Source organism: Cohnella yongneupensis (assembly GCF_042655785.1).
In the GTDB taxonomy this organism is placed as follows: Bacteria; Bacillota; Bacilli; order Paenibacillales; family Paenibacillaceae; genus Cohnella; species Cohnella yongneupensis.
Window position 1 is genome coordinate 50,553 of record NZ_JBHSNC010000052.1, and the last position, 22,292, is coordinate 72,844.

The following is a 22,292-nucleotide window of genomic DNA, read 5'->3' on the forward strand; positions in this document are numbered from 1 at the left end:
TAGGGAACACATGTACGGGTGGAAGGCAGGGATAAGCATGTGCGATTTCGTTCATTTGCACGTTCATAGCGAATATAGCCTGCTCGACGGAGCGGCGAGAATCAAAGAGATGGCGGCGAAGGCGGCGGAGCTCGGCATGACTTCGCTCGCTTTGACCGACCATGGCGTCATGTACGGAGCGGTGCCTTTCTATAAAGCTTGCAAAGAGCATGGAATCAAGCCGATTATCGGCATGGAAGCGTACATTACGGCCGGATCGCGTCACGAGAAGCAGTCGCGCAAGGAGCAACCGATCTATCATTTGACGCTGCTGGCGAAAAACGAGAAGGGCTACCGAAACCTGATGAAGCTGTCGTCTATCGGCCATCTGGAAGGGTTCTATTACCGTCCGCGCATCGATTTCGAAGCGTTGTCGGCGCACGCGGAAGGACTAGTGTGCCTCAGCGGATGCATGAGCAGCGAGCTGTCCCAGCAACTGGCCGCCGATAAGTACGAGGAAGCCAAAGAGACCGCATTGCGTTATCGCGGCGTGTTCGGGAACGACTATTATTTGGAGCTGCAAGACCACGGTATCCTCGAGCAAAAGAAGATCGCGGCTGGCGTGCTGCGAATCGCGGAAGAGACGGGCATCCCGCTGGCGGCGACGAACGACTCCCACTATTTGAACCCAGGGGATTCGGGTTTGCAGGACGTGTTGATCTGTATCGGCACGGGCAAAACGTTGGACGATCCGGACCGGCTGAAAATAACGACGAACGAGATTTACTTGAAGAGCGGCGAAGAGATGGCGGCGTTGTTCCGTCACGTGCCGGAAGCGATCGCCAATACGGTGCGGATCGCCGACAGCGTCACGCTGGAGCTCGAGTTCGGCAAGCATATTCTGCCCGCGTTCTCGCCGTTGCCGGAGGGGAAGACGGCGGGTCCTTATTTGCGCGGACTCTGCGAGAACGGTTTGTTGTCGCGGTATGAAGAGCTGCCGGAGTGGGCGGATGCGGGGTTCCGCGATCGTGCCTGGGGACGCTTGGCGTATGAGCTGCAAGTTATCGGCGAGATGGGGTTCGACGATTATTTTCTGATCGTATGGGACTTCATTCGGTTCGCGCACGACAACGGCATCGTCACGGGACCGGGACGGGGCTCTTCGGCGGGCAGTCTGGTCGCGTATACGTTGCGCATTACGGACGTGGATCCGATCGCGCACAAATTGCTGTTCGAACGGTTCCTTAACCCTGAGCGGATCAGCATGCCCGATATAGACGTCGATTTCAGCGACGAGCGGCGGGAAGAAGTCATTAAGTACGTCGTGGACAAGTATGGTAGCGAGCACGTGGCGCAGATTATTACGTTCGGTACGCTAGCCGCGCGAGCGGCGGTTCGGGACGTCGGCAGAGTCATGAATTTGCCGTACGGGGAAGTTGACAAGGCGGCGAAGCTCATTCCGGGCATGCCGGGCATGTCGATCGAGCGGGCTATGCGGGAGAACGAGGAGTTTCGGACACTGGCCGAGGGGGCAGGAAACTCGGCGGCGTTGATCGCGATGGCCCGGCGGGTAGAAGGCATGCCTCGCCATGCGTCGACGCACGCGGCGGGCATCGTGATCTCCTCCGATCCGTTGACGGACTACGTGCCTTTGCAGGAAGGAACGGACGGCGTTCCGCTTACGCAGTATTCAATGGAGCATTTAGAAGCGGTCGGCTTGCTGAAAATGGACTTTCTCGGCTTGCGCACGCTGTCGATCATCGAGCGGACTCTAAGCTGGATCAAAGATTTGACCGGCAAAGAGCTGCGTTGGCAAGACGTGAAGTACGCGGATGCGGCTACTTACGAGCTCATGGGTCGCGGCGAGACGACAGGCGTGTTCCAGCTCGAGTCGTCAGGTATGCGGCGCGTGCTGAAGGATATGAAGCCTAACTCGTTCGAGGATATCGTCTCGGTACTCGCCCTGTTCCGTCCGGGACCGATGGAGTTTATCCCGCAGTTCATTCGAGGGAAGCATGGGCTCGTGGAAGTAGAATATCCGCATGAGCGGCTAAAGCCGATCTTGGAAGATACGTACGGCATTATCGTCTATCAGGAGCAGATCATGCAGATCGCTTCCGTCATGGCGGGCTTCACGCTCGGACAAGCGGATTTGCTGCGGCGTGCGGTCAGCAAGAAGAAGCGCGATGTATTGGACGAGCAGCGAGTGTCGTTCGTTAGCGGAAGCTTGACGATGGGGCATACGGAAGCGGACGCGAACCGAGTCTACGATCTGATCGTTCGATTCGCGGACTACGGCTTCCCTCGGGCGCACGCCGCTGCGTATGCGGTATTGGCATTCCAGACCGCTTACCTAAAGACGCATTACCCTATAGCGTTCATGGCGTCCATGCTTACCTCTGTCGTAGGCAACCAGCGCAAGACGGCGGAGTACGTAGACGAATGCCGCCACATGGGCATACCGGTGTTGCCGCCGGACGTTAACGAGAGCGGCGTATTGTTTACGCCGGTCACTTCGGTCGTCGGAGAAGCGGGGGCGGAATCTGGAGCGGGTTCTGAAACCGGGACATACGGAGGCATCCGTTTCGGGCTTGCGGGCGTGAAAAACGTCGGCACGCAAGCGATCGACAGCGTGCTTCGCGAGCGCGCGAAAGAACCTTTCGAGGGATTGAGCGACTTTTGCAGGCGAATAGATCCGCGAGTGTGCAATAAGCGAGTGATCGAGTCGTTGGTGTTGTCTGGGGCTATGGATTCGCTGCCGGGCCATCGGGCGCAGCTGTTCGCGGCGCTCGAGCCTTCATTGGAAGCGGCTGCCCAGTGGCGCAAAGAGCGCGAGGAGCTGCAGATCGAGCTGTTCGACTTCGAAGAGGCGCCGAACTGGATCGTGGAGCTTCCGGAGATTACGCCGTATACGCAGACGCAGACATTGGAGTTCGAACGCGAGCTCATGGGATTATATTTGTCGGGTCATCCGCTGGACGTTTACGATGGCTTGGCTGACGAGCTACGTTTAGACAAGCTGGTCGAGATTTCGGACGCGGCGGACGGGGCGACCGTGTTCACGGCAGGCATGATCGTATCGATGAAGCCGTTCGTTACGAAGAAAGGCCAGTCGATGGCGTTCCTGGAGCTTGAAGATCGGATTATGGCGGCGGAGCTCGTGGCGTTTCCTACCGTGTGGAAGAACGCGGCATCGTTCGTCAAGAAAGGCGCGCTTGTCCTTGTTCGCGCCAAAGTGCAGCAGGGCGACGAGGACTATAAGCTGCTCGCGGACGATATTCTGCCACTGGATGCGGCGGATTTGAAGCTGCAAGTGGAGAGGTTGCGCCGGATCAGTCAGCAACCGCGTAGGGGCGCGCCTGGCCAGTCTCAGCAGCAGAACCCGCAAGGACAGGGCCAAGCTCAGGGACAAGCTCAGCCGCAAAAGTCTCTTGGGCAAGTTCAATCACAGCCGCAAGTTCAAGGCCAGACTCAGCCGCTACCTCATGCTCCGACGCAAACAACGGTTACGTCGAAGTCTCAGTTTCAGCCCAAACCAATGAGTAACCCTAAAGGCAAGCCTGATGCAGCCTCGACTGATAATGGCGCGCCTGAGCGTGTGTACATCCGCATCGACGAGCCGCATGAGCAGCCGGCGACGCTTATCCGTTTGAAGCTGCTACTCAAGGCGCATAGCGGCACCGTACCGACGGTGTTGCGCTACGAACGGAGCCGCCGCACGGTGGCGCTCAGCGACGAGTTCAGGGTACTGCCGACGCAGGAGCTGTTCGAGAAGGTCGAGAAGCTGCTAGGCGCCGATAGCATCCGGGCAAAGTAAAAGCATTTCAGCGAAATAAGCATACGCGGTGACTCTAAATGGCTCGAAGTACCGAGTTTCGGCGAAATAAGCACACGTGGTGACTTTAATTGGTTCGAAGTAACGGGTTTCGGCGAAATAAGCACACGTGGTGGCTTTAATGGCTCGAAGTAACGGGTTTTGGCGAAATAAGCACACATGGTGACTTTAATTGATTCGAAATATCGGGTTTCGGCGAAATAAGGGCATTTGTGCCACTAACGAAGTCGGAGTACGGGGTTTTGGCGAAATAAGGCATTTGTGCCTCTAACGGAGTCGGAGTACGGGATATTCGGCGAAATAAGGGCATATGTGCCTCTAACGGAGTCGGAGTACGGGATTTCGGTGAATTAAGGGCATATGTGCCTCTAATGAGTACTCGAGCGCACCGTCCGCAAGACGGCATTGCCGATTGCACTTGGTTATTCTTAGCTAAGCGAGCTACGCTCCACTCAACTCAGAATAACCTCCGACATCGACGTTCACGCGCCTTAGCAGGCGCGCGAGAAGTCGATGCTTGAACGATCCGATAACCGCGGCAATGGCTCGCCTACGTTTCTCCGATCGCCCGATGCAATCGTAAAATGCCGTCCTGTGGACGGCATTGCCGATTGCACTTGGTTGCTAGTCTTGCGCCATCTGTGCTATGATTTCTTTATCTTTTCTTTTCCAATGAATGATTAAAGCTATTGGGGGTACCGCTTCATGTGGACGGTCATCTACATCGCACCGACCGCGAAGATCGCCGAACGGATTCAGAAGCGTCTAACCGAAGAAGGTTTTCTCGTACAGGTACGCCCTATCAACCTTACCAAACCGCAATATGAAATATTGGTACCATCTGGCGAAGTGCGGGAAGTACAAGAAGTGCTCGGAAGTATTCTGCACCTGTAATCCATTACGATACCCGCTTTCATCTAGCGGCGTTGCCGCATAGACGAGTCGGTCGCCATTTTTCGCATAAGAGGTGTCGCTGTGTTCAAGGATTTATTCCAGAAAAAAAAGTACGCGGTCGTGCCTTCGGAACGTACGAAACGGGACATACCGGAAGGCTTGATGAACCGCTGCCCTAAATGCGGTACGATTCAGTTCAGCAAAGAACTGGAGAAAAACTTGAAGATTTGTTCGACCTGCGGACATCATTTCCGCCTTAACGCCTGGGAGCGCATCGCGATGACGCTCGATGAGGGGCGTCTTTTTGAGATTGACGGTAACTTGGTGTCGGAAGATCCGCTTAACTTCCCCGGTTATAAGGCGAAGCTGGAGCAACAGAAGAACAATTCCGGCTTGAATGACGCCATCATTACGGGCGAAGGCGAAATCGGCGGGTTCCCTATCGTTCTTGGCGTTATGAGCTTCGACTTCTTCAGCGGAAGCATGGGTTCGGTCGTCGGCGAGAAAGTGACGCGCGCGATCGAGCTGGCTTTGAAGAAGAAAGTTCCGCTGATCCTTTTCTCGACGTCGGGTGGCGCGCGGATGCAAGAAAGCATTCTCAGCCTCATGCAGATGGCGAAAACAAGCGCGGCGCTAGCCAAGTTCCAAGATCAAGGCGGACTGTTCATTTCCGTATTTACCGACCCTACGCTTGGCGGCGTATCCGCTAGCTTCGCGAGTCTCGGCGATTACAACCTGGCAGAACCGGGAGCGATCGTCGGCTTCGCGGGACGAATCGTTATCGAACAGACGATTCGCCAGAAGCTGCCGGACAATTTCCAGACCGCGGAATTCAACTCCAAGCATGGTCAACTCGATAAGGTCGTGCACCGCAAAGATATGAAGGCTGTGCTCACGCAACTACTGGATATGCATGCATGGAAAGGAGAGCCGGCCGATGTCGAATGATTTGCCTTTTGAACGGCCGCTCGCCGAACATCGCAAGAAAATCGACGAGCTGAAGAAATTCGGCTTGGAGAAGCAAATCGACTTCACCGACGAAATCGGTCGGCTTGAAGAGCGGTACAAGCAGATGGAGCTGGAAATTTACAGCAACCTGACCGCGCCGCAAATTATGCACATGGCTCGCCATCACCAACGTCCAACGACGTTGGATTATATTAAATTGGTGTTCACCGATTTTCTGGAAATCCACGGGGATCGGTTGTTCGCTGACGATCTGGCGATCGTCGGCGGTCTTGCCAAGCTGAACGGCGTACCGGTAACGATCGTCGGCCATCAACGGGGCAAAGATACGAAGGATAACATCCAGCGTTTCTTCGGCAGCCCGCATCCGGAAGGGTTCCGGAAGGCACTGCGCTTCATGCAGCAGGCGAACAAGTTCAAACGTCCGATTATTACGTTCATCGATACGAAGGGCGCATATCCCGGAGATACCGCGGAGGAGAGAGGGCAGTCCGAAGCGATCGCCCGCAACCTCGCGGAGATGGCGATATTCGGCGTGCCGATCATCTGCGTCGTTATCGGCGAAGGCGGAAGCGGCGGAGCGCTAGCGCTCGGTGTCGGCAACCGCGTATTGATGCTCGAGAACGCGATTTACGCGGCGATTTCCCCGAACGGAGCGGCTTCCATTCTATGGAAGGATGCTTCGAAGGCGGACCAAGCGGCGGAAGCGATGAAGATTACCGCCAAGGACCTATTGGGAATGGGCGTTATCGAAGATATTATTCCGGAACCGATGGGCGGCGCCCACCGCAATCCGGAAATGCAAGCCGAAGCGATCAAGGAAGCTTTGTGGCGCCATTTGCAGCAACTGATGAAGATGAGCCACGAACAATTGGTGGAGGATCGGTATCAGAAATTCCGCGACATCGGACAATTCGGTACCGTTTAGCATGAATAGCTCTTTATAAACGATTTGTGATGGATAAAACGGAGGAATACGAAAATCATGCGCAAAACGAAAATCGTCTGCACGATCGGACCGGCCAGCGAATCGCTGGAAAACACGAAAAAACTAATTTCGGCCGGGATGAACGTGGCTCGCCTAAACTTCTCCCACGGCGACTTCGAAGAACACGGCAACCGGATCAAAACGATCCGCCAAGCGAGCCAAGAGCTCGGCAAAACGGTCGCGATCTTGCTAGATACGAAAGGTCCGGAAATCCGCACGGGCAAGCTGGGCGTAGACGTCATCGAGCTAGTTGCAGGCGAGTATATCACGCTCTCTACCGAAGAATTCCTAGGCGACAAAGACCGTATTCCGGTCACTTATAAGGAATTGCCGCAAGACGTCAGCATCGGATCGACGATTCTGATCGACGATGGCTTGATCGGCCTGACGGTCGTCGACATCCAAGGCACCGAAATCAAGTGCCAAATCGTGAACGACGGCCCAATCAAAAGCAAAAAAGGCGTTAACGTACCGGGCGTCGCGATCTCCATGCCCGGCATCACGGAAAAAGACGCGAACGATATCAAGTTCGGTATCGAGATGGGCGTCGACTTCATCGCTGCTTCGTTCGTACGCCGTGCAAGCGACGTACTCGAAATCCGCGAGCTGCTCGAGCGTCACGACGCGCGTCACATCCATATCATCTCGAAAATCGAGAACCAACAAGGCGTAGATAACCTTGATGAAATTTTAGAAGTTTCCGACGGCCTGATGGTCGCTCGCGGAGACTTGGGCGTAGAAATTCCGGCAGAGGAAGTTCCGCTCGTACAAAAGCAAATGATCGAGAAATGTAACCGCGTCGGAAAGCCGGTCATTACGGCGACGCAAATGCTCGATTCGATGCAACGCAACCCGCGTCCTACGCGCGCCGAAGCTTCCGACGTCGCGAACGCGATCTTCGACGGCACGGACGCGATCATGCTCTCCGGCGAGACGGCTGCCGGCAAATATCCAATCGTATCGGTAGAGACGATGTCCCGCATCGCCGAGCGCGCAGAATCCGCGTTGCACTACCGCGAGATCTTCACGAAACAAGCGAACGCGCAGCAGAAGTCGGTAACGGAAGCGATCAGCCAAGCGGTTGCCAACTCCGCACTGGATCTTGAAGCGAAAGCGATCGTAACGTCCACCGAGAGCGGCTATACCGCTCGCATGGTATCCAAATACCGTCCGAAGTCGCCGATCGTCGCGGTTACGCCAATCGAACAAGTGATGCGTCGCTTGCAGCTCGTATGGGGCGTGTACCCGGTTAAAGGCATGACGGCGGAGACGACGGACGAAATGTTCGACATCGCGGTTCAAGGCGCGATCGAATCCGGCATCGTTCGCCTCGGCGACACGATCGTCATCACGGCTGGCGTGCCGGTAGGCCGCTCCGGAACGACGAACCTGATCAAAATCCATAACGTCGGCGAATTGATCGCCAAAGGCCAAGGCATCGGATCGCAAAGCGCGACCGGTAAAGTGGTTACGGCGCGTACGCCGGAAGAGGCGGTCAGCAAAATGACGCCGGGCGCGATTCTCGTCGCTCCGTCGACGGATAAAGAATACATGCCTGCTTTCGAGAAAGCGGCTGCGGTCATCACCGAATGCGGCGGCATTACTTGCCACGCGGCGGTCGTAGGCCTGAACCTCGGCATTCCGGTCATCGTAGGCGTTAACGAAGCGCTCGAACTGATCAAAGACGGCACGGAAATCACGGTTTACGCTGAACATGGCGTTATCTATTCCGGACAAGCCAAAGTATTGTAAGAACTACTTAATCCCGCAACCCGCGGCACGCCAGTGCCGTTCGTTGCGGGTTTTCACTATCTAGGGGGTACGTTGCAATGGCCAAATGGTTTTTGCATCCGCTAAGGGTCAGATACCAGGAGACGGACCAGATGGGCGTCGTCTATCATATTAATTATTTGAACTGGTTCGAGATCGGCAGAACCGAATGGGTCCGCCACGCCGGCATAGCCTATAAAGAGATGGAAACGAGAGGTCTGCTGCTGCCGGTGACGGATATCGAAGCCTCTTTCCGCCAGCCGGCGCGTTACGACGAGTGGGTGACGGTGTGCACGCAAGTCGCGGAAATGTCCGCGATCCGCGTACGATTCCAGTCGCGAATCGTCCTAGGCGACATCACGCAACAACATGGTGCCACGTATGAGGGCGATGAGCCGCCAGGTGATCATTTAGTAACCGGCGGTACTAGGCACGTGTGGGTGAATAAAGATTGGAAGCCGGTGCGCTTCGACCGCGAAGCGCCGGAATGGTACGGAGCGATGAAGGCTTTGACCGGACTATAGTAGCGCGAAGGGGGATCTATTAGATGCGACGCTGGTTGCTCGCGCTCATTATTATTTTTCCGGGCGTTGAATTGTGGGGCATTATCGAGATGGGCAAAAAGATCGGCGGTTGGTCGACGCTCGGCTTACTCGTGTTATCCGGCTTGCTTGGCGCATGGCTCGCGCAGTTGGAAGGCCGTAAAGTCCTCCTCCAAGCGCAGCGCCAAATGCAGTCCGGGCAAATTCCCGGCATGTCTTTGCTGGACGGCATCTGCGTGCTGATCGGCGGGGTGCTGCTGATCATCCCCGGATTCGTCTCCGATGCGATCGGGCTGACGATGATTTTGCCGTTTACGCGCCCACTCTACCGCTTGTTCCTTTACCGCTGGCTTGAACGCAAACTTCGAAAAGGCACTTTTACGATTCATCAAGGACCTTGGGGCAGGGACTAGGGTCATTATCTAGCGCCATACCGAATATACTTGGCGATGTCCCTGAACACGCCGGCTCGTTTGCATGCGGTTAATACGACGACGGTGACGGGGCCGATTATAAGTCCGAATATGCCGAACAGCTTCAGTCCGATGAACATAGCCATAAGCGTAGGCAACGCTTCGAGTCCGACGCTGGAGGCGAGCACCTTCGGCTCGATGAATTGCCGGGCGACGAGTACGATGCCGTACAGAATGGAGAGAGAAGTGCCCAGCTCCCAGTCTCCGATGAGAAACGTATAGCCTAACCACGGAATCATAACGGCTCCGACGCCGAGATAAGGCAACAAATCGACGAATCCTATGAACAGGCCGATCGATAACGCATTATGGACTCCGATGATGAATAGACCGATCGTGACGACGACCGTCGTTATCGAAATCATAATAAATTGTGATCTTAGGTAGCCGAATAGGGCGTGCCGCAAATCCTTCCATACGAAGCCGACTTTGTTGCGAAGCGCCGGAGGGAACCAATTTTGCGCGCGCTCAACGTATTTATGCCAGTCTTTGCTGATGAAGAACGAGGCGAGCAGTACGACGACGGTAATGATCGCGATGGACGGAAGCGAAGACAGGAAGCCTACGACGCCCATTAAGAACATGCTGATCACGTTCGTGCCCCCTTGCGCGACCAGCTTTGCCGTGTCCGAGATCCGGTTGTTGATCATCTCCTGGTATTTCGGATTTTCGTTGTAAAAATGGTTGATGCGGTCGATGAGGTCATGAATTTCCGGTCTGGCAATAAAATCGTTATAGGATTGCTCGATCCAATCGACCCAATTTTGCATCGAGCCCGATAGATTCATGATTTCTTCCGTAACTCGCATAACGAGCGTCGTAAGGAGAGTGATCATCGCAGCGGTGAACAGCAGCAGGACGACCGAAACCGCGAGCCAGCGCGGAAAGCGGCCTTTGTTCTGAAGCAGATGCACGAGCGGATTGAGCAAATAAGCAAGAAGCCACCCTAGCAGAAAAGGGTAGACTAGCGGCAACGCCCACCAGATCAAAGCGCCTCCGCCGATCACGACCGCAAGCACTATCAACATCCGCATCAGCCGCCCGGTAACTTTACGATCCATTCTCGTGCACCAACCTTCCGCCGCAGTAGGTTCATGTCGAATTCTTTTTGTGAACAATTGCTAATAAACGTTCGTAAATTGAGATAAAGTCGTTCATTTAACACTCGGATGATGTTTCGGTAACGCAGACTTTACATTCGGATAACATAATGGAAGCGATGCGTGAATTCGAGCCGCAGTTGTCGAATGATGAACAGGGGGAAGTTAGATGTCCGGCGCCCAAAAATACATAAACCGAGACTTGAGCTGGCTAGAGTTTAATCGGCGCGTGTTAGAGGAAGCCGAAGATGCGAGCACGCCGTTGATGGAGCGACTGTCTTTCCTGTCAATCGTATCGAGTAACCTTGATGAGTTTATGAGCGTTCGCGTCGCGGGATTACAAGAGCAGCGCAAAGCGGGCTACGCAAAAACGGATTTCACCGGATATACGCCGCAAGGCTTGCTTAAACGGATCACGAAGAGGACGTTCCGTACCGTACGGCAACAATACAAGGTTTATCGCGAGCTGATGAAGCTCCTATCGCGGGAAGGAATCGAGCTCACGAACGTACAAGAGCTGGATGCGGAGCAGAAGGCGCTTATAAAGATGCATTTTCTAGAAATCATCTATCCCGTCCTAACGCCGATGGCGGTCGACGTAAGCCGTCCGTTCCCGCTCGTGCATAGCAAGGAGCTCTATCTAGCCGTCGTCCTGAAACCAGAAGGGCAAGTCATAGGTACCGAAGAAAAGACGGTATGCGCGATCGTGCAGGTGCCGTCGATATTGTCGCGCGTTATACCGGTTCGATGCCGGAAAAACAGCAGGCGAAGCTGTTATGTGCTGCTCGAGGATTTGCTGAAGGAAAACATCAGCTTGCTTTTCAGCGGCTATACGACGGAAGCGGTTCATGCGTTCAGAGTGACGCGCAACTCGGATTTGACGTTGAACGAGGAAGGCGCGGAGGATTTGCTTCAGGAGATCGAGAAGGAGCTGCGCCGCCGCAAGCACGGGTTGCCGGTACGGCTCGAGGTCGAGAAGGGAATGCATCCGCATGCGCTTCAGTTGCTGAAGGAAGAGTTGGAGCTGTCGCCTGAAGACGAACCGCTCGAAATCGAAGGGCCGCTCGATCTCGGGTTCCTATCCAAGTTCGTCTCCATGCTGCCGAACGTCGATCATTTAAAATACGAGAAGACCGAGCCTGTCTACCCTTCGGAGTTCGATGAAGCCGACGACATCTTGTCGGTGCTGCGGGAGAAGGATGTCCTCGTATATCATCCATATGAGTCGTTCGAAGCCGTTAATGACTTCATTCTGGAAGCCGCGGCGGATTCCGACGTATTGGCCATCAAGATGACGTTGTATCGCGTGAGCGTAAACTCCGTTCTCATTCAAGCGTTGGCAGGGGCGGCGGAGGCGGGTAAGCAGGTTACTGTCGTGGTGGAACTGAAGGCGCGGTTCGACGAGGAGAGAAACATCGCTTGGGCGCGACAGCTCGAGAACGCGGGTTGTCACGTCGTGTATGGCTTGGTAGGGTTGAAGACGCATGCGAAAATAACGTTGGTCGTACGGCGGGAAGACGGGGCTTTAAGGCGTTACGTGCATGTCGGCACGGGCAATTATAACGAAAATACGGCTAGGCTGTATACCGATGCTGGACTATTCACGAGCCATCCGGATATCGGCGCGGACGCATCGGCTTTATTCAACGAAATGACCGGCTACTCCACGCCGCACGACTGGCGTTCCATAGCCGTCGCGCCGATCGGGCTCAAGGATAAGCTGTTCGAGCTGATCGATCGCGAGATCGAGCATGCGCAGGCTGGGAGGCCTGCCCGTATCGTGGCGAAGATGAATTCGTTGTCCAATCAGCAGATGATCGATAAGCTGTACGAAGCATCCCAGGCCGGCGTGAAAATCGACCTTATCGTAAGGGGCGTATGCTGCTTGCGACCGGGAGTCGAAGGATTAAGCGAGAATATTCAGGTCATCAGCATCGTTGACCGTTATTTGGAGCATTCGCGGATCATGGCGTTTGCCGGAGGCGGAGAAGAGGAAGCGTACATTTCTAGCGCGGATTGGATGACCCGCAACCTGAGCAGGCGGGTCGAAATCCTTTGTCCCGTCTACGATCCCGCTATTCGCCGCAGTCTAATCAACCTGCTGCAGCTGAACTTGCAAGACAATGTCAAGGCGAGGAGATTGTCTTCGATGGGGGCATACGTAAGAATAGACAAAGAAGCCCAAGCCCCGCTTAGAAGTCAATTCGCCGCTGCGGAGCTTGGACTATGGAAAACAAACTCGAATGCTAAAGCTTAGATCGCAACGCGAACAGCCGATTTATCTCAGAAATTTAGTGGCCACGGAAAGCTTGGGCGTTAGTCCCCAAGCTTTTTTGATTTCTTTGGCGATGCTCTCGACTTCCATCTGTTCGACAGGCAGAAGATGATCCGCATGGGCAATGAGAAGGAGCTTGTTGCCCGAAATCAATACGTCCAGTGCGGAGATCGCCTGCGCTTCGCTGCGATCGAGCGCGGCGGCGAGCTGAAGCAAAGTGCCTAGCCGTGCGGCGAGCTCGATATCCCCTTCGCTCAGGAGCGCGCGGAACGGAGCTAAATTGCGTTTGAGTTGACCGGCGCTCGCAAAAGCGGCAATCGATGCGGCAAGCAGCATCTCGCGGTGCGGAAGGCCGTTCCAATGCGTATGCAGCAGCATATAAAACGTATGCTCCGCGCTATTGTTGTAATCTATCGCGGTCCCGATCCGATACAGTTTAGCAGCCGTCTCCAATAGGCGTCGCGCTTGCGGCGGAAACGAGTATTTGGCGCTTAGGCGCTCGTAAAGCGTTACCGCCAGCATACGAACTTGGTTTAGGTGATCTTCGGGAGCGGTGGGATATAACGCCGTTAAATTGCGAATGCTTTCTTGCAGAACGGACTCCGCGGACTGGGGCCGGAACTGCGGCAAACAAGTTTCGAAGAACAAGCCGTCCCGCAGTCCCGCGCCGCATACGACGACTTGAGAAGCGGCGGTATGCCTGAGAATGCCGAGCAATACGGCCAGGCCGGAAACGATCACGTCTCCGCGGTCTTTGGACAAGCCGGGAAGCTTCTTCCTCTTGTCCACGCTGATCGCCGCAAGTTGGTTAAGTCGCCCGTCTACTTCTTCTTCCCGGAGTTCGTATCCGTGAATGTGATTCAACGGATAGTCGGCTTCGCGTTGCTGCAGCTTGGCGAGCGCGCGCACCGTTCCTCCTAGACCTATTACGGGGAGGCCGGGGTATTGCTCGATCCACTTTTCCTTGCCGAGCTGTTGCCGGACGAACAACTGCATGTCGTGGAGAACGGAGGACGGTACCGGTTCGGTACCTAGCGCGAATCGCGTCGTCATATTCACACAACCGATCGGGAACGAAACGGCGTGAATGACTTCCCGGTTCAAGAGCAGGCTGATTTCCGTGCTGCCGCCGCCGATATCGATGACGAACCCGTCCTTGAAGCCCATCGTGCAAAGCATGGCATGGCTGCCGATGCGAGCTTCGTCTTCTCCCGACAACACTTCGATCTCGATGCCGATAGCCCCGCTCAATCGCTCGATAATGCTGTCGCGGTTGGCGGATTGCCGAATCGCCGCCGTCGCCACGGCGCGAATGCGACTTACCCCGTGCATTTGGCATATACGCCGGTAGTGCCGAAGGACGTCCGTGAGCTCTTCGATTGCTTCGTTCGCGAGATGACCGTCCTCGTTCATATGCTGGCTGAGGCGCGAGGCGAAGCGGCCCTGATCGATAACCCGGTAAGCGCCGTTATCCGAAAGCTGATACACGGCAAGCCGGACCGTGTTCGAGCCGATATCTATTATCCCTGTAGTCAGATCCTGTTTCATGGCTCGTTCTCCTTCTCACGGTACGGATATCTTCGCATTATTGTACCACCGGACGCGGGCTTGGCAAAAGAACCTTTATGATCGCGATAAAACAATTCTATGTGAGGATCGGTTCCATTCGTTGTTAAAATCGATTATCATTAAAAAAGGTCAAAAAATGTGAAGTAATTCGTAGTTTGCGTGAATTTCTGAGCCGAGAAACATTCTCGCTCTCGCACAGGCGATCATGGAGTCAATCGGAAGGCGTGCGATCCTATCCGGTTGTCTTGCATTTTTTGGATAAAGGAGAGATGAACATGACGGCAACTAAAGGCTTGGAAGGGATTGTCGCGGCAGCATCGTCGATCAGCTCGATCATTGACGGCGTTCTAACTTACCGCGGCATCAACATCGACGAATTAGCGGAGCAAGCATCCTTCGAAGAAGTCGCGTACTTGCTTTGGTACGGACAGCTTCCTACTAAGCAACAATTGGACGGGCTCATCTCGCAATTGGGCGAATATGCGGCTTTGCCGGCCGAAGTCATCGCGGGCTTGCGATTGTACCCGAAAGGCAGTAATTCCATGGCGGCGCTAAGAACCGCCGTGTCCAGCTTGGCTTTGTACGATGGCGCTGCGAACGAGATGAGCCGCGAGGCGAACTTGACCAAAGCGATCAAGCTGCAAGCGCAGCTGCCGACGCTCGTAGCGGCTTATGCGCGCATTCGCGACGGCAAGGAACCGGTTGCTCCTAAGAAGGGCGTAGGCATCGCGCATAACTTCCTCTACATGCTGACCGGCGAAGAGCCTGCTGCCGTAGCGATCGAAGCGATGGACAAAGCGCTTGTCCTGCATGCGGACCATGAGCTCAACGCATCGACGTTCGCGGCTCGCGTAACGGTAGCTACGCTGTCCGATATTTACTCCGGCGTAACGTCGGCGATCGGTGCATTGAAGGGCCCTCTGCATGGCGGCGCCAACGAAGCGGTAATGGTCATGCTTGACGATATCGGCTCCCTGGCTAACGTGGAACCGTATATTCAGAACAAGCTGAACAACAAAGAGAAAGTCATGGGCTTCGGCCACCGCGTGTATAAGAACGGCGACCCGCGCGCTAAGCATCTAATGCAAATGTCCCGCCAGCTCGGAGAGCTGAACGGCGACATGACCCTCTACGAGATGTCGATCAAGATCGAAGAGCTCGTAACCGGTCAAAAAGGGCTTAAGCCGAATGTCGACTTCTACTCCGCATCCTGCTACACGATGCTGGGCATCCCTCGCGACTTGTTCACGCCGATCTTCGCGATCAGCCGCGTGTCCGGTTGGACTGCCCACATCCTGGAACAATACGAAGACAACCGCCTTATCCGCCCTCGCGCGGAATACGTAGGACCTGTCGGACAGCATTATGTTCCGCTTAGCAATCGGGGTTAACAATCGATAGCTTGCGCCGGCGGGCTGCCTCCTTCGATGAAGGAAGCGCGGCACGCCGGTTTCTTGCGAGATTATGCCAAGGGCTCGCTTACGGCGGTCCGCGGACAAATACAATTTCCATTCGAATTAGGAGGATTATTCATGCAACTCGACAAAATTCCAGCACCTACATCCGGCACTCCCATTACGGTAGACAATGGCGTACTTAACGTTCCTAACAACCCGATCATCCCGTTCATCGAAGGCGACGGCACGGGCCGCGACATCTGGAAAGCATCCAAGCGCGTACTTGACGCTGCCGTAGAGAAAGCCTACAAAGGCGAAAAACAAATCGCTTGGTACGAAGTGTTCGCCGGCGAAAAAGCCTACAATACTTACGGCGAGTGGTTGCCTGCTGACACGCTTACGGCAATCCGCGAATTGATCATCGCGATCAAAGGTCCATTGACGACGCCAATCGGCGGCGGTATCCGTTCGTTGAACGTTGCGCTTCGCCAAGAGCTCGACCTGTACGTCTGCTTGCGTCCCGTTCGTTACTTCGACGGCGTGCCTTCCCCGGTTAAACGCCCGGAGCTTGTCGACATGGTTATTTTCCGCGAAAACACGGAAGACATCTATGCGGGCATCGAGTACCAATCCGGTTCCGAGCAAGTGAAGAAAGTGCTTGAGTTCCTGCAAAAGGAAATGGGCGTCAACAAAATCCGTTTCCCTGAAACGTCCGGTATCGGCATTAAGCCGGTATCCGCGGAAGGCTCCAAGCGTCTTGTTCGCGCGGCTATCGAATACGCAATCAAGCACGACCGCAAATCCGTTACGCTCGTTCACAAAGGCAACATCATGAAGTACACGGAAGGCGCGTTCAAAAACTGGGGCTACGAAGTCGCAGAGCAAGAGTTCGCCGACCAAACGTTCACATGGGGCCAATACGACGCTATCAAAGCCGAGAAGGGCGAAGAAGCGGCTAACGCGGCTCAAAAAGCGGCTTTGGAATCGGGCAAAATTCTGATCAAAGACGCTATCGCGGACATCGCGCTTCAACAAGTTCTGACTCGTCCTACGGACTTCGACGTCATTGCGACGTTGAACTTGAACGGCGACTACCTGTCCGACGCGCTTGCTGCGCAAGTCGGCGGCATCGGTATAGCACCGGGCGCTAACATCAACTACTTGACCGGCCACGCGATCTTCGAGGCTACGCACGGCACGGCTCCTAAATACGCGGACAAAGACGTCGTGAACCCGGGTTCCGTAATCTTGTCGGGCGTTATGATGCTTGAGCATCTCGGCTGGCAAGAAGCGGCTGACCTCATCTACAAAGGCTTGGAAACTTCGATTAACGAGAAAGTCGTTACTTACGACTTCGCTCGCTTGATGGAAGGCGCGACCGAAGTTAAGTGTTCGGCGTTTGCTGATAACGTTATTGCGAAGATGTAATTTGGAATGTTAGGGGGCTGCCCCCTAACGACCCCCGGGTTCCGCCAACCCCCTAAATCCCCCTTCCCCGGAAGGGGGACTCCAAGGGCTGCCGCCCTCTGGACACCTGCCCGAAGTTCCTCGGAGTTACGGGAGTGCGGTGGAGGGGAGGTTGGCTGGTGCTGGGACTCGCGTTTCCGGTTCTTGGCCGATGCAAATCGGCTGCGTACCGGAAAAGCTTAAGTGCGTGAACTACCGCCTACTTCGTGGCGTACCCTCGTCGATTACTCGACTCGGGAAGTGCTTGAAGGTCAACTGCGTGAACTACCGCCTACTTCGTGGCGTGCCCTGCGCCGGGTTCCCGGCTACGGGAAGTGCTCGATGGGCAAGTGCAAAGAAGCTACAGATGATTTGGAACGATTGGCCTAGGCTGCATCGACCGGATTAACTGTAGCTTTTTGCTTTTTTTAAGTCAGTTATCGCGTACTGCTTGGCATTCTTTTGCCGAGAATCGGTAAACTAAGAGATAGGACATTTTCCGCCGTTCGGCGGATGAGGAGGCTATTCTGGTGGCGATTAAACGTGCGAAAATTACGGTTGTAGGAGCCGGCTTCACGGGAGCGACTACCGCGCTTATGCTGGCGCAAAAAGAGCTTGGGGACGTCGTCTTGCTCGACATCCCGCAGATGGAAAACCCGACGAAAGGCAAAGCGCTAGACATGCTTGAGTCTACGCCGGTACAAGGGATCGATTCCAACATCGTGGGCACGTCTGATTATGCGGATTCCGCGAACTCCGACGTCGTCATCATCACCGCGGGTATCGCGCGCAAGCCCGGCATGAGCCGCGACGACCTGGTGAACACGAACGCGGGAATCGTTAAGTCGGTGTGCGAGAACGTGAAGGCGACAAGTCCGAATGCCTACGTCATCATCCTCTCCAACCCAGTCGACGCGATGACTTACGTCGCGTACAACGCGCTGGGCTTCCCTAAAAACCGCGTCATCGGCCAGTCCGGCGTTCTGGATACGGCTCGCTACAATACGTTTTTGGCGCAAGCGCTGAACGTATCCGTGGAAGATGTGCGCGGCGTCGTCATGGGCGGTCACGGAGACGATATGGTTCCGCTCGTTCGTTACACTTCGATCGGAGGCATTCCCGTAGAGAAGCTGCTTCCGAAAGACCAGATCGATGCGATCGTGCAACGGACGCGCGTCGGGGGAGGCGAGATCGTCAACCTGCTCGGCAACGGCAGCGCGTATTATGCGCCTGCGGCTTCGCTCGTCCAAATGACGGAAGCCGTTCTCAAAGACAAAAAACGGATATTGCCGGTTATCGCGCTTCTCCAAGGCGAGTACGGATACGACAATTTGTTCATGGGCGTTTTGGCCGTGCTTGGGGGCGACGGCATCGAGAAAGTCATCGAGCTCGACCTGACCGACGAAGAGAAAACGGCGCTCGAGAAATCCGCGCAATCGGTTCGCAGCGTCATCCAAATCGTCGACAAAGCATAAGCGATCGACTTTCAAGGAGAGAGCCCGTGGGCTCTCTTTTTTTGTCACATTTCCGGTGACAGATTGATGAGCAATGCGGCTGACGGTTTTGTTCATTCCCATAATTGTGTATACTAAGCTTGTCTTTGTTTGTTAACTATTGGAGGGATTCGTAATGTACAAAGTGATGCTATTTTTGCATGTCGTCGGTGCGGTCGGAATGGGCATATACGCGATATTGCCGTTTATCGCCGGGAAATTCAAGCAGCTGTCCGGAGCGGCGCAAGAAGGTTTTGCTAGTGGACTAGTGTCCGCAGGCCGCCTCGGTCAATACGCGCTCGTCTTGCAGCTGCTAACCGGCGGATATTTGATGTCGAACTCGGACGCGAAAGACTACGCCGTATCTTGGATGATCACGGTCGGCGTCATTTTCATCGCGCTCGGCGCGTTGACGGGCATCATTCAAGGACCGTTGAAACGTATCGTCGTTGCTTCGGCTAACGCGCAAAGCGCGAGCTCATCGATCGGCAAAGTACAGACGATCAGCGCTATCGTATTCATTTTGTTCCTCGTTGAAATTTGGTTCATGACGAACCCTTGGCTGAAATAAATACGTAAATCAACCCCCGTTCACCTTGCGTAAGCGGGGGTTTTTGCTTACTTTTGGACGGACGTGCTGTGCTATAATATTTGGCATGACAAACAAGATCGTTAACCTCATGGGACGTTATGACGCTGGCATCTGGATCAGGGTACTCGGCACGGCATTATCTACCATTACCGGATTTATGATTCGCCCTTTTCTGGTGCTTTACCTGTTCGATAAAATGGAAGGCTCCGTCATGCTGCCGATGCTCGTCGTGGCGCTGCAGCCGCTTTGCGGCATGATCGTAAGCTGGACGGGCGGCGGACTAAGCGACCGTTACGGGCGCAAGCCGATTATGTTCGCTGCGCTGCTGTTGCAGATGTGCAGTATGCTCGGCTATGTTTTCTCGGACGAATTATGGCATTACGCGTTGTTCTCGATCGTTAACGGGATCGGGTCGGCGTTATACATGCCTGCGGCGAACGCGCAAATTACCGATATGGTGCCGGAGGAGCGGCGCGCGGAAGTGTTCGCTCTTATGCATACGGCGTTTAACGTTGGCGCGGCAGTAGGACCGGCTATCGGATTGTTCATGTTCAAATGGAACGCTTCGGCCGTCTTCCTCATTTCGGCGGGGATGTTCGTGTTCTACGCGTTGCTCGTGGCGATTAAGCTGAAGGAAACCGCTCCGATGCTCGGCAACAAAGATCGGAAGCAACGAGCTAAGGCACAAGTGAAGTTCAAGTGGGCGCTGCATAAGCCGCTGCTCCAATTAACGTTGCTTGGTCTGCCGATCGGAATGCTGTACGCGCAAGTCGAGACGACGTTGCCGATTCATCTGCAAACGTCGTTCGAGCATTATAAATCGGTGTTCGCGGCGCTATTGAGTTTTAACGGCATTATGGTCATTTTGTTGCAAATTTGGATTGCCCGCAGGACGGAAGCAATCGCGTCGCGCATCGTTATCGGAGCTTCGAATGCGTTGCTCGTGATCGTTGCGCTCGGATACGGCTACTCCGAAGTCGTCCTGATGCTCTTTTTGTCCGAATTCGTCTTTACGATCGGAGAGATGCTGTACGGACCGCATTATCAGAAGACGTTGTCGATATTGGCTCCGCCCGAACAGCGCGGATTTTATTTCTCCGTTAACGGCGCGAGCGTGCTAATGGCCAAAGGTATCGGTCCGTTGCTCGGTGGATGGCTGCTCACCGCGACGAATGGAGAAACGCTGTTTACCGCGCTTGCGATCGTAATCGGCGTATCCGGTTACATGCAATATAGGGTCGTTCGGAAGATTACCGCTTAACGCGTTCGGAGGGATTACGCATGCGAATCGTGCTTGCGCCGGATTCATTAAAAGGATCGCTGACCGCGACCCAAGCGTGCCAAGCCATAGAGGAAGGCATCTTGAACGTAGCGCCTGACACGGAAATCGTCCGGCTACCGATGGCTGACGGAGGAGAAGGAACGATCGAAAGCTTGGTGTACGCGCTCGGGGGCAGCATACGCGAGGCAACGGTTCGCGATCCGCTTGGACGCGAGGTGCGAGCATCTTACGGCGTGCTGGCGGACGGCATAACCACCGTCGTCGAGCTGGCTCAGGCGTCCGGGCATACGCTGCTGTCTAAGCAGGAACGCAATCCGCTCGTCGCATCGACTTACGGCACCGGTCAACTGATCGCTCGTTGTCTCGATGACGGGTATAGGAACGTGTTGCTCGGGCTCGGAGGCAGCGCGACTAACGATGCCGGAACGGGGATGATGCGGGCGCTCGGCGTGCGGTTTTTGGATGAGGCCGGCTTGCCGTTGCCCGACGGCGGAGATGCGCTTGGCGCCCTTCGAACGATAGACCTGTCGAGCATTGACCCGCGGCTTGCCGAGACGAAGGTGACGGCCGTGACCGATGTGCGCAACGCGTTATGCGGGGACGATGGCGCTTCGCGCGTGTTCGGGCCGCAAAAGGGTGCGACGGAGGCCGATGTTAGGCGATTGGACGAGGCGCTTAGCACGTTCGCGGATGTCGTGAAGCGGCAGCTTGGATTCGACGTAGCCGTAATGCCGGGTGCGGGCGCGGCCGGCGGAACGGGCGCCGGGGCGCTGGCGTTTCTCGGGGCGGAGCTAAGGCCAGGCTGCGAATTGCTTGCAGACTATTACAGATTTGACGAGCGGATCGCGGGTGCGGATCTGATCATTACGGGAGAAGGCAGACTGGACGCGCAGACGCTGTCGGGGAAAGTGGTGGCGGGCTTATGTCGCAGAGCGAGGGTGCAAGGCGTTCCCGTCGCGGCGTTATGCGGATCGATCGGGCTGTCCGCCCGCGAGATGGATGCGATCGGACTCGCGGCGGCGATGTCCATCGTAAGCGGTCCATGCAATCTGAGCGAAGCGGTCGACCATGCGTACGAGTGGATGCGCGATCGCGCGGAGCAATTGATGCGGATCGTTAGGCTGGGCAGGCTCTGAGGCTAGCCGAATTCATGCTTAAAAGCCCGGCTAACTGTAGCCGGGCTTTCCGTATGTTGAGGCATCGTCAAATAGCCTTATGGCATAACTTTATTACCTTGGATGGGCGCATTGTGAAGCGAATAAGGTGATGGGATAACGCTATTACCTAATGTTAACCGTAGCCAATTAATAGTCTTCCGCCAATTCGTCGATCGTACGCTCGAAGCTCGGGGCGAGATACATGAGGAACCATTTTACTTCGGGCAGATCGAGCTTTCGCAGCTTCTCTTCGCTCTGGCGACGAGCGGTCGCGAACTCTTTGTTGCCGGCGGACGTCTCGCTGATGCACTTCAAGTAGGCATCCAGCAGGTCTGCGGCTTTAAGAATTGTGGCGAGCTCCGGATTGTCTGGTTTGCGAGCGATCAATGGCTCGTACACATGACGAAGCTCGGGGGGACAGTAGCGACGAGCCTCTCCGCGGCCAAGTTTTCGATTTCGCGAAAATTTGCGAGAATACGCGGATTATGATGCTTTACGGGCGTCGGAATATCTCCCGTAAACACTTCGCTGTAT

Annotated in this window: 16 protein-coding genes and 1 pseudogene; 14 read left to right on the forward strand and 3 right to left on the reverse strand. The window is 55.2% G+C overall.

Annotated features, from left to right (window positions below):
* Window positions 1-37 precede the first annotated feature (37 nt).
* From ACFPQ4_RS17665 to ACFPQ4_RS17695, 7 genes are all read left to right on the forward strand, one after another.
* Entirely contained in the window at window positions 38-3,796 is a 3,759-nt protein-coding gene (locus ACFPQ4_RS17665) for a DNA polymerase III subunit alpha (RefSeq protein WP_378113204.1), read from the forward strand.
* Window positions 3,797-4,519: 723 nt separating this feature from the next.
* Complete coding sequence (locus tag ACFPQ4_RS17670; RefSeq protein ID WP_027087913.1) at window positions 4,520-4,708, forward strand: hypothetical protein; 189 nt, start codon at window positions 4,520-4,522, stop codon at window positions 4,706-4,708.
* A gap of 81 nt (window positions 4,709-4,789) precedes the next feature.
* Complete coding sequence (gene accD / locus ACFPQ4_RS17675) at window positions 4,790-5,656, forward strand: acetyl-CoA carboxylase, carboxyltransferase subunit beta (protein ID WP_378113206.1); 867 nt, start codon at window positions 4,790-4,792, stop codon at window positions 5,654-5,656.
* Window positions 5,646-6,602, forward strand: coding sequence for an acetyl-CoA carboxylase carboxyltransferase subunit alpha (locus ACFPQ4_RS17680; protein WP_378113207.1), 957 nt, complete (start codon window positions 5,646-5,648; stop codon window positions 6,600-6,602). Before accD ends, ACFPQ4_RS17680 begins: the two co-directional genes overlap by 11 nt.
* Window positions 6,603-6,659: 57 nt before the next feature.
* A complete protein-coding gene (gene pyk, locus ACFPQ4_RS17685; protein ID WP_378113208.1) occupies window positions 6,660-8,414 on the forward strand; it encodes a pyruvate kinase in 1,755 nt (584 codons plus the stop codon).
* A 77-nt stretch (window positions 8,415-8,491) separates the two neighbouring features.
* Window positions 8,492-8,956 (forward strand): acyl-CoA thioesterase, encoded by a 465-nt coding sequence (locus tag ACFPQ4_RS17690; RefSeq protein ID WP_378113209.1) that lies wholly within the window; start codon window positions 8,492-8,494, stop codon window positions 8,954-8,956.
* A gap of 23 nt (window positions 8,957-8,979) precedes the next feature.
* A complete protein-coding gene (locus ACFPQ4_RS17695) occupies window positions 8,980-9,387 on the forward strand; it encodes an FxsA family protein (RefSeq protein WP_378113210.1) in 408 nt (135 codons plus the stop codon).
* Between the two features lie 5 nt (window positions 9,388-9,392).
* On the opposite strand, the gene ytvI is transcribed toward ACFPQ4_RS17695, so the two are convergent.
* Complete coding sequence (ytvI, locus tag ACFPQ4_RS17700; RefSeq protein ID WP_378113212.1) at window positions 9,393-10,475, reverse strand: sporulation integral membrane protein YtvI; 1,083 nt, start codon at window positions 10,473-10,475, stop codon at window positions 9,393-9,395.
* Between the two features lie 241 nt (window positions 10,476-10,716).
* On the opposite strand from ytvI, the gene ppk1 reads away from it, so the two are divergent.
* A complete protein-coding gene (ppk1, locus tag ACFPQ4_RS17705) occupies window positions 10,717-12,804 on the forward strand; it encodes a polyphosphate kinase 1 (protein ID WP_378113213.1) in 2,088 nt (695 codons plus the stop codon).
* Window positions 12,805-12,825: 21 nt separating this feature from the next.
* On the opposite strand, the gene ACFPQ4_RS17710 is transcribed toward ppk1, so the two are convergent.
* Window positions 12,826-14,370 carry a Ppx/GppA phosphatase family protein gene (locus tag ACFPQ4_RS17710; protein ID WP_378113214.1) on the reverse strand — a complete coding sequence of 515 codons (1,545 nt, stop codon included), beginning with the start codon at window positions 14,368-14,370 and terminating at the stop codon, window positions 12,826-12,828.
* A 296-nt stretch (window positions 14,371-14,666) separates the two neighbouring features.
* Between ACFPQ4_RS17710 and citZ the strand changes: the two genes are divergently transcribed.
* The 6 genes from citZ to ACFPQ4_RS17740 all read left to right on the forward strand — a co-directional run bounded on the left by citZ (window position 14,667) and on the right by ACFPQ4_RS17740 (window position 21,737).
* Complete coding sequence (gene citZ / locus ACFPQ4_RS17715; protein ID WP_378113215.1) at window positions 14,667-15,782, forward strand: citrate synthase; 1,116 nt, start codon at window positions 14,667-14,669, stop codon at window positions 15,780-15,782.
* Window positions 15,783-15,923: 141 nt separating this feature from the next.
* On the forward strand, window positions 15,924-17,216 hold the full coding sequence (gene icd / locus ACFPQ4_RS17720) for an NADP-dependent isocitrate dehydrogenase (protein ID WP_378113216.1): 1,293 nt from the start codon (window positions 15,924-15,926) through the stop codon (window positions 17,214-17,216).
* Window positions 17,217-17,764: 548 nt separating this feature from the next.
* The gene (mdh, locus tag ACFPQ4_RS17725; protein ID WP_378113217.1) at window positions 17,765-18,709 is read left to right on the forward strand and encodes a malate dehydrogenase; all 945 of its coding nucleotides are present in this window, start codon (window positions 17,765-17,767) and stop codon (window positions 18,707-18,709) included.
* Window positions 18,710-18,863: 154 nt separating this feature from the next.
* A complete protein-coding gene (locus ACFPQ4_RS17730) occupies window positions 18,864-19,298 on the forward strand; it encodes a hypothetical protein (protein ID WP_378113218.1) in 435 nt (144 codons plus the stop codon).
* Window positions 19,299-19,407: 109 nt separating this feature from the next.
* Window positions 19,408-20,580: an MDR family MFS transporter gene (locus ACFPQ4_RS17735; protein ID WP_378113219.1), complete on the forward strand. Its 1,173-nt coding sequence runs from the start codon at window positions 19,408-19,410 to the stop codon at window positions 20,578-20,580.
* A 20-nt stretch (window positions 20,581-20,600) separates the two neighbouring features.
* Window positions 20,601-21,737 carry a glycerate kinase gene (locus tag ACFPQ4_RS17740; RefSeq protein ID WP_378113220.1) on the forward strand — a complete coding sequence of 379 codons (1,137 nt, stop codon included), beginning with the start codon at window positions 20,601-20,603 and terminating at the stop codon, window positions 21,735-21,737.
* 168 nt (window positions 21,738-21,905) lie between these two features.
* Here the strand turns inward: ACFPQ4_RS17740 and yfbR are convergent.
* Window positions 21,906-22,288: pseudogene (gene yfbR, locus ACFPQ4_RS17745) on the reverse strand (5'-deoxynucleotidase); the annotation flags it as partial.
* Window positions 22,289-22,292 lie beyond the last annotated feature (4 nt).

Coding starts and splice junctions, on each gene's coding strand:
- ACFPQ4_RS17665 (WP_378113204.1), top strand. CDS start 38: ATGTGCGATTTCGTTCATTTGCACGTTCATAGCGAATATAGCCTGCTC.
- ACFPQ4_RS17670 (WP_027087913.1), top strand. CDS start 4,520: ATGTGGACGGTCATCTACATCGCACCGACCGCGAAGATCGCCGAACGG.
- ACFPQ4_RS17680 (WP_378113207.1), top strand. CDS start 5,646: ATGTCGAATGATTTGCCTTTTGAACGGCCGCTCGCCGAACATCGCAAG.
- pyk (WP_378113208.1), top strand. CDS start 6,660: ATGCGCAAAACGAAAATCGTCTGCACGATCGGACCGGCCAGCGAATCG.
- ACFPQ4_RS17690 (WP_378113209.1), top strand. CDS start 8,492: ATGGCCAAATGGTTTTTGCATCCGCTAAGGGTCAGATACCAGGAGACG.
- ACFPQ4_RS17695 (WP_378113210.1), top strand. CDS start 8,980: ATGCGACGCTGGTTGCTCGCGCTCATTATTATTTTTCCGGGCGTTGAA.
- ytvI (WP_378113212.1), bottom strand. CDS start 10,475: ATGTTGATAGTGCTTGCGGTCGTGATCGGCGGAGGCGCTTTGATCTGG.
- ppk1 (WP_378113213.1), top strand. CDS start 10,717: ATGTCCGGCGCCCAAAAATACATAAACCGAGACTTGAGCTGGCTAGAG.
- ACFPQ4_RS17710 (WP_378113214.1), bottom strand. CDS start 14,370: ATGAAACAGGATCTGACTACAGGGATAATAGATATCGGCTCGAACACG.
- citZ (WP_378113215.1), top strand. CDS start 14,667: ATGACGGCAACTAAAGGCTTGGAAGGGATTGTCGCGGCAGCATCGTCG.
- icd (WP_378113216.1), top strand. CDS start 15,924: ATGCAACTCGACAAAATTCCAGCACCTACATCCGGCACTCCCATTACG.
- ACFPQ4_RS17730 (WP_378113218.1), top strand. CDS start 18,864: ATGTACAAAGTGATGCTATTTTTGCATGTCGTCGGTGCGGTCGGAATG.
- ACFPQ4_RS17735 (WP_378113219.1), top strand. CDS start 19,408: ATGGGACGTTATGACGCTGGCATCTGGATCAGGGTACTCGGCACGGCA.
- ACFPQ4_RS17740 (WP_378113220.1), top strand. CDS start 20,601: ATGCGAATCGTGCTTGCGCCGGATTCATTAAAAGGATCGCTGACCGCG.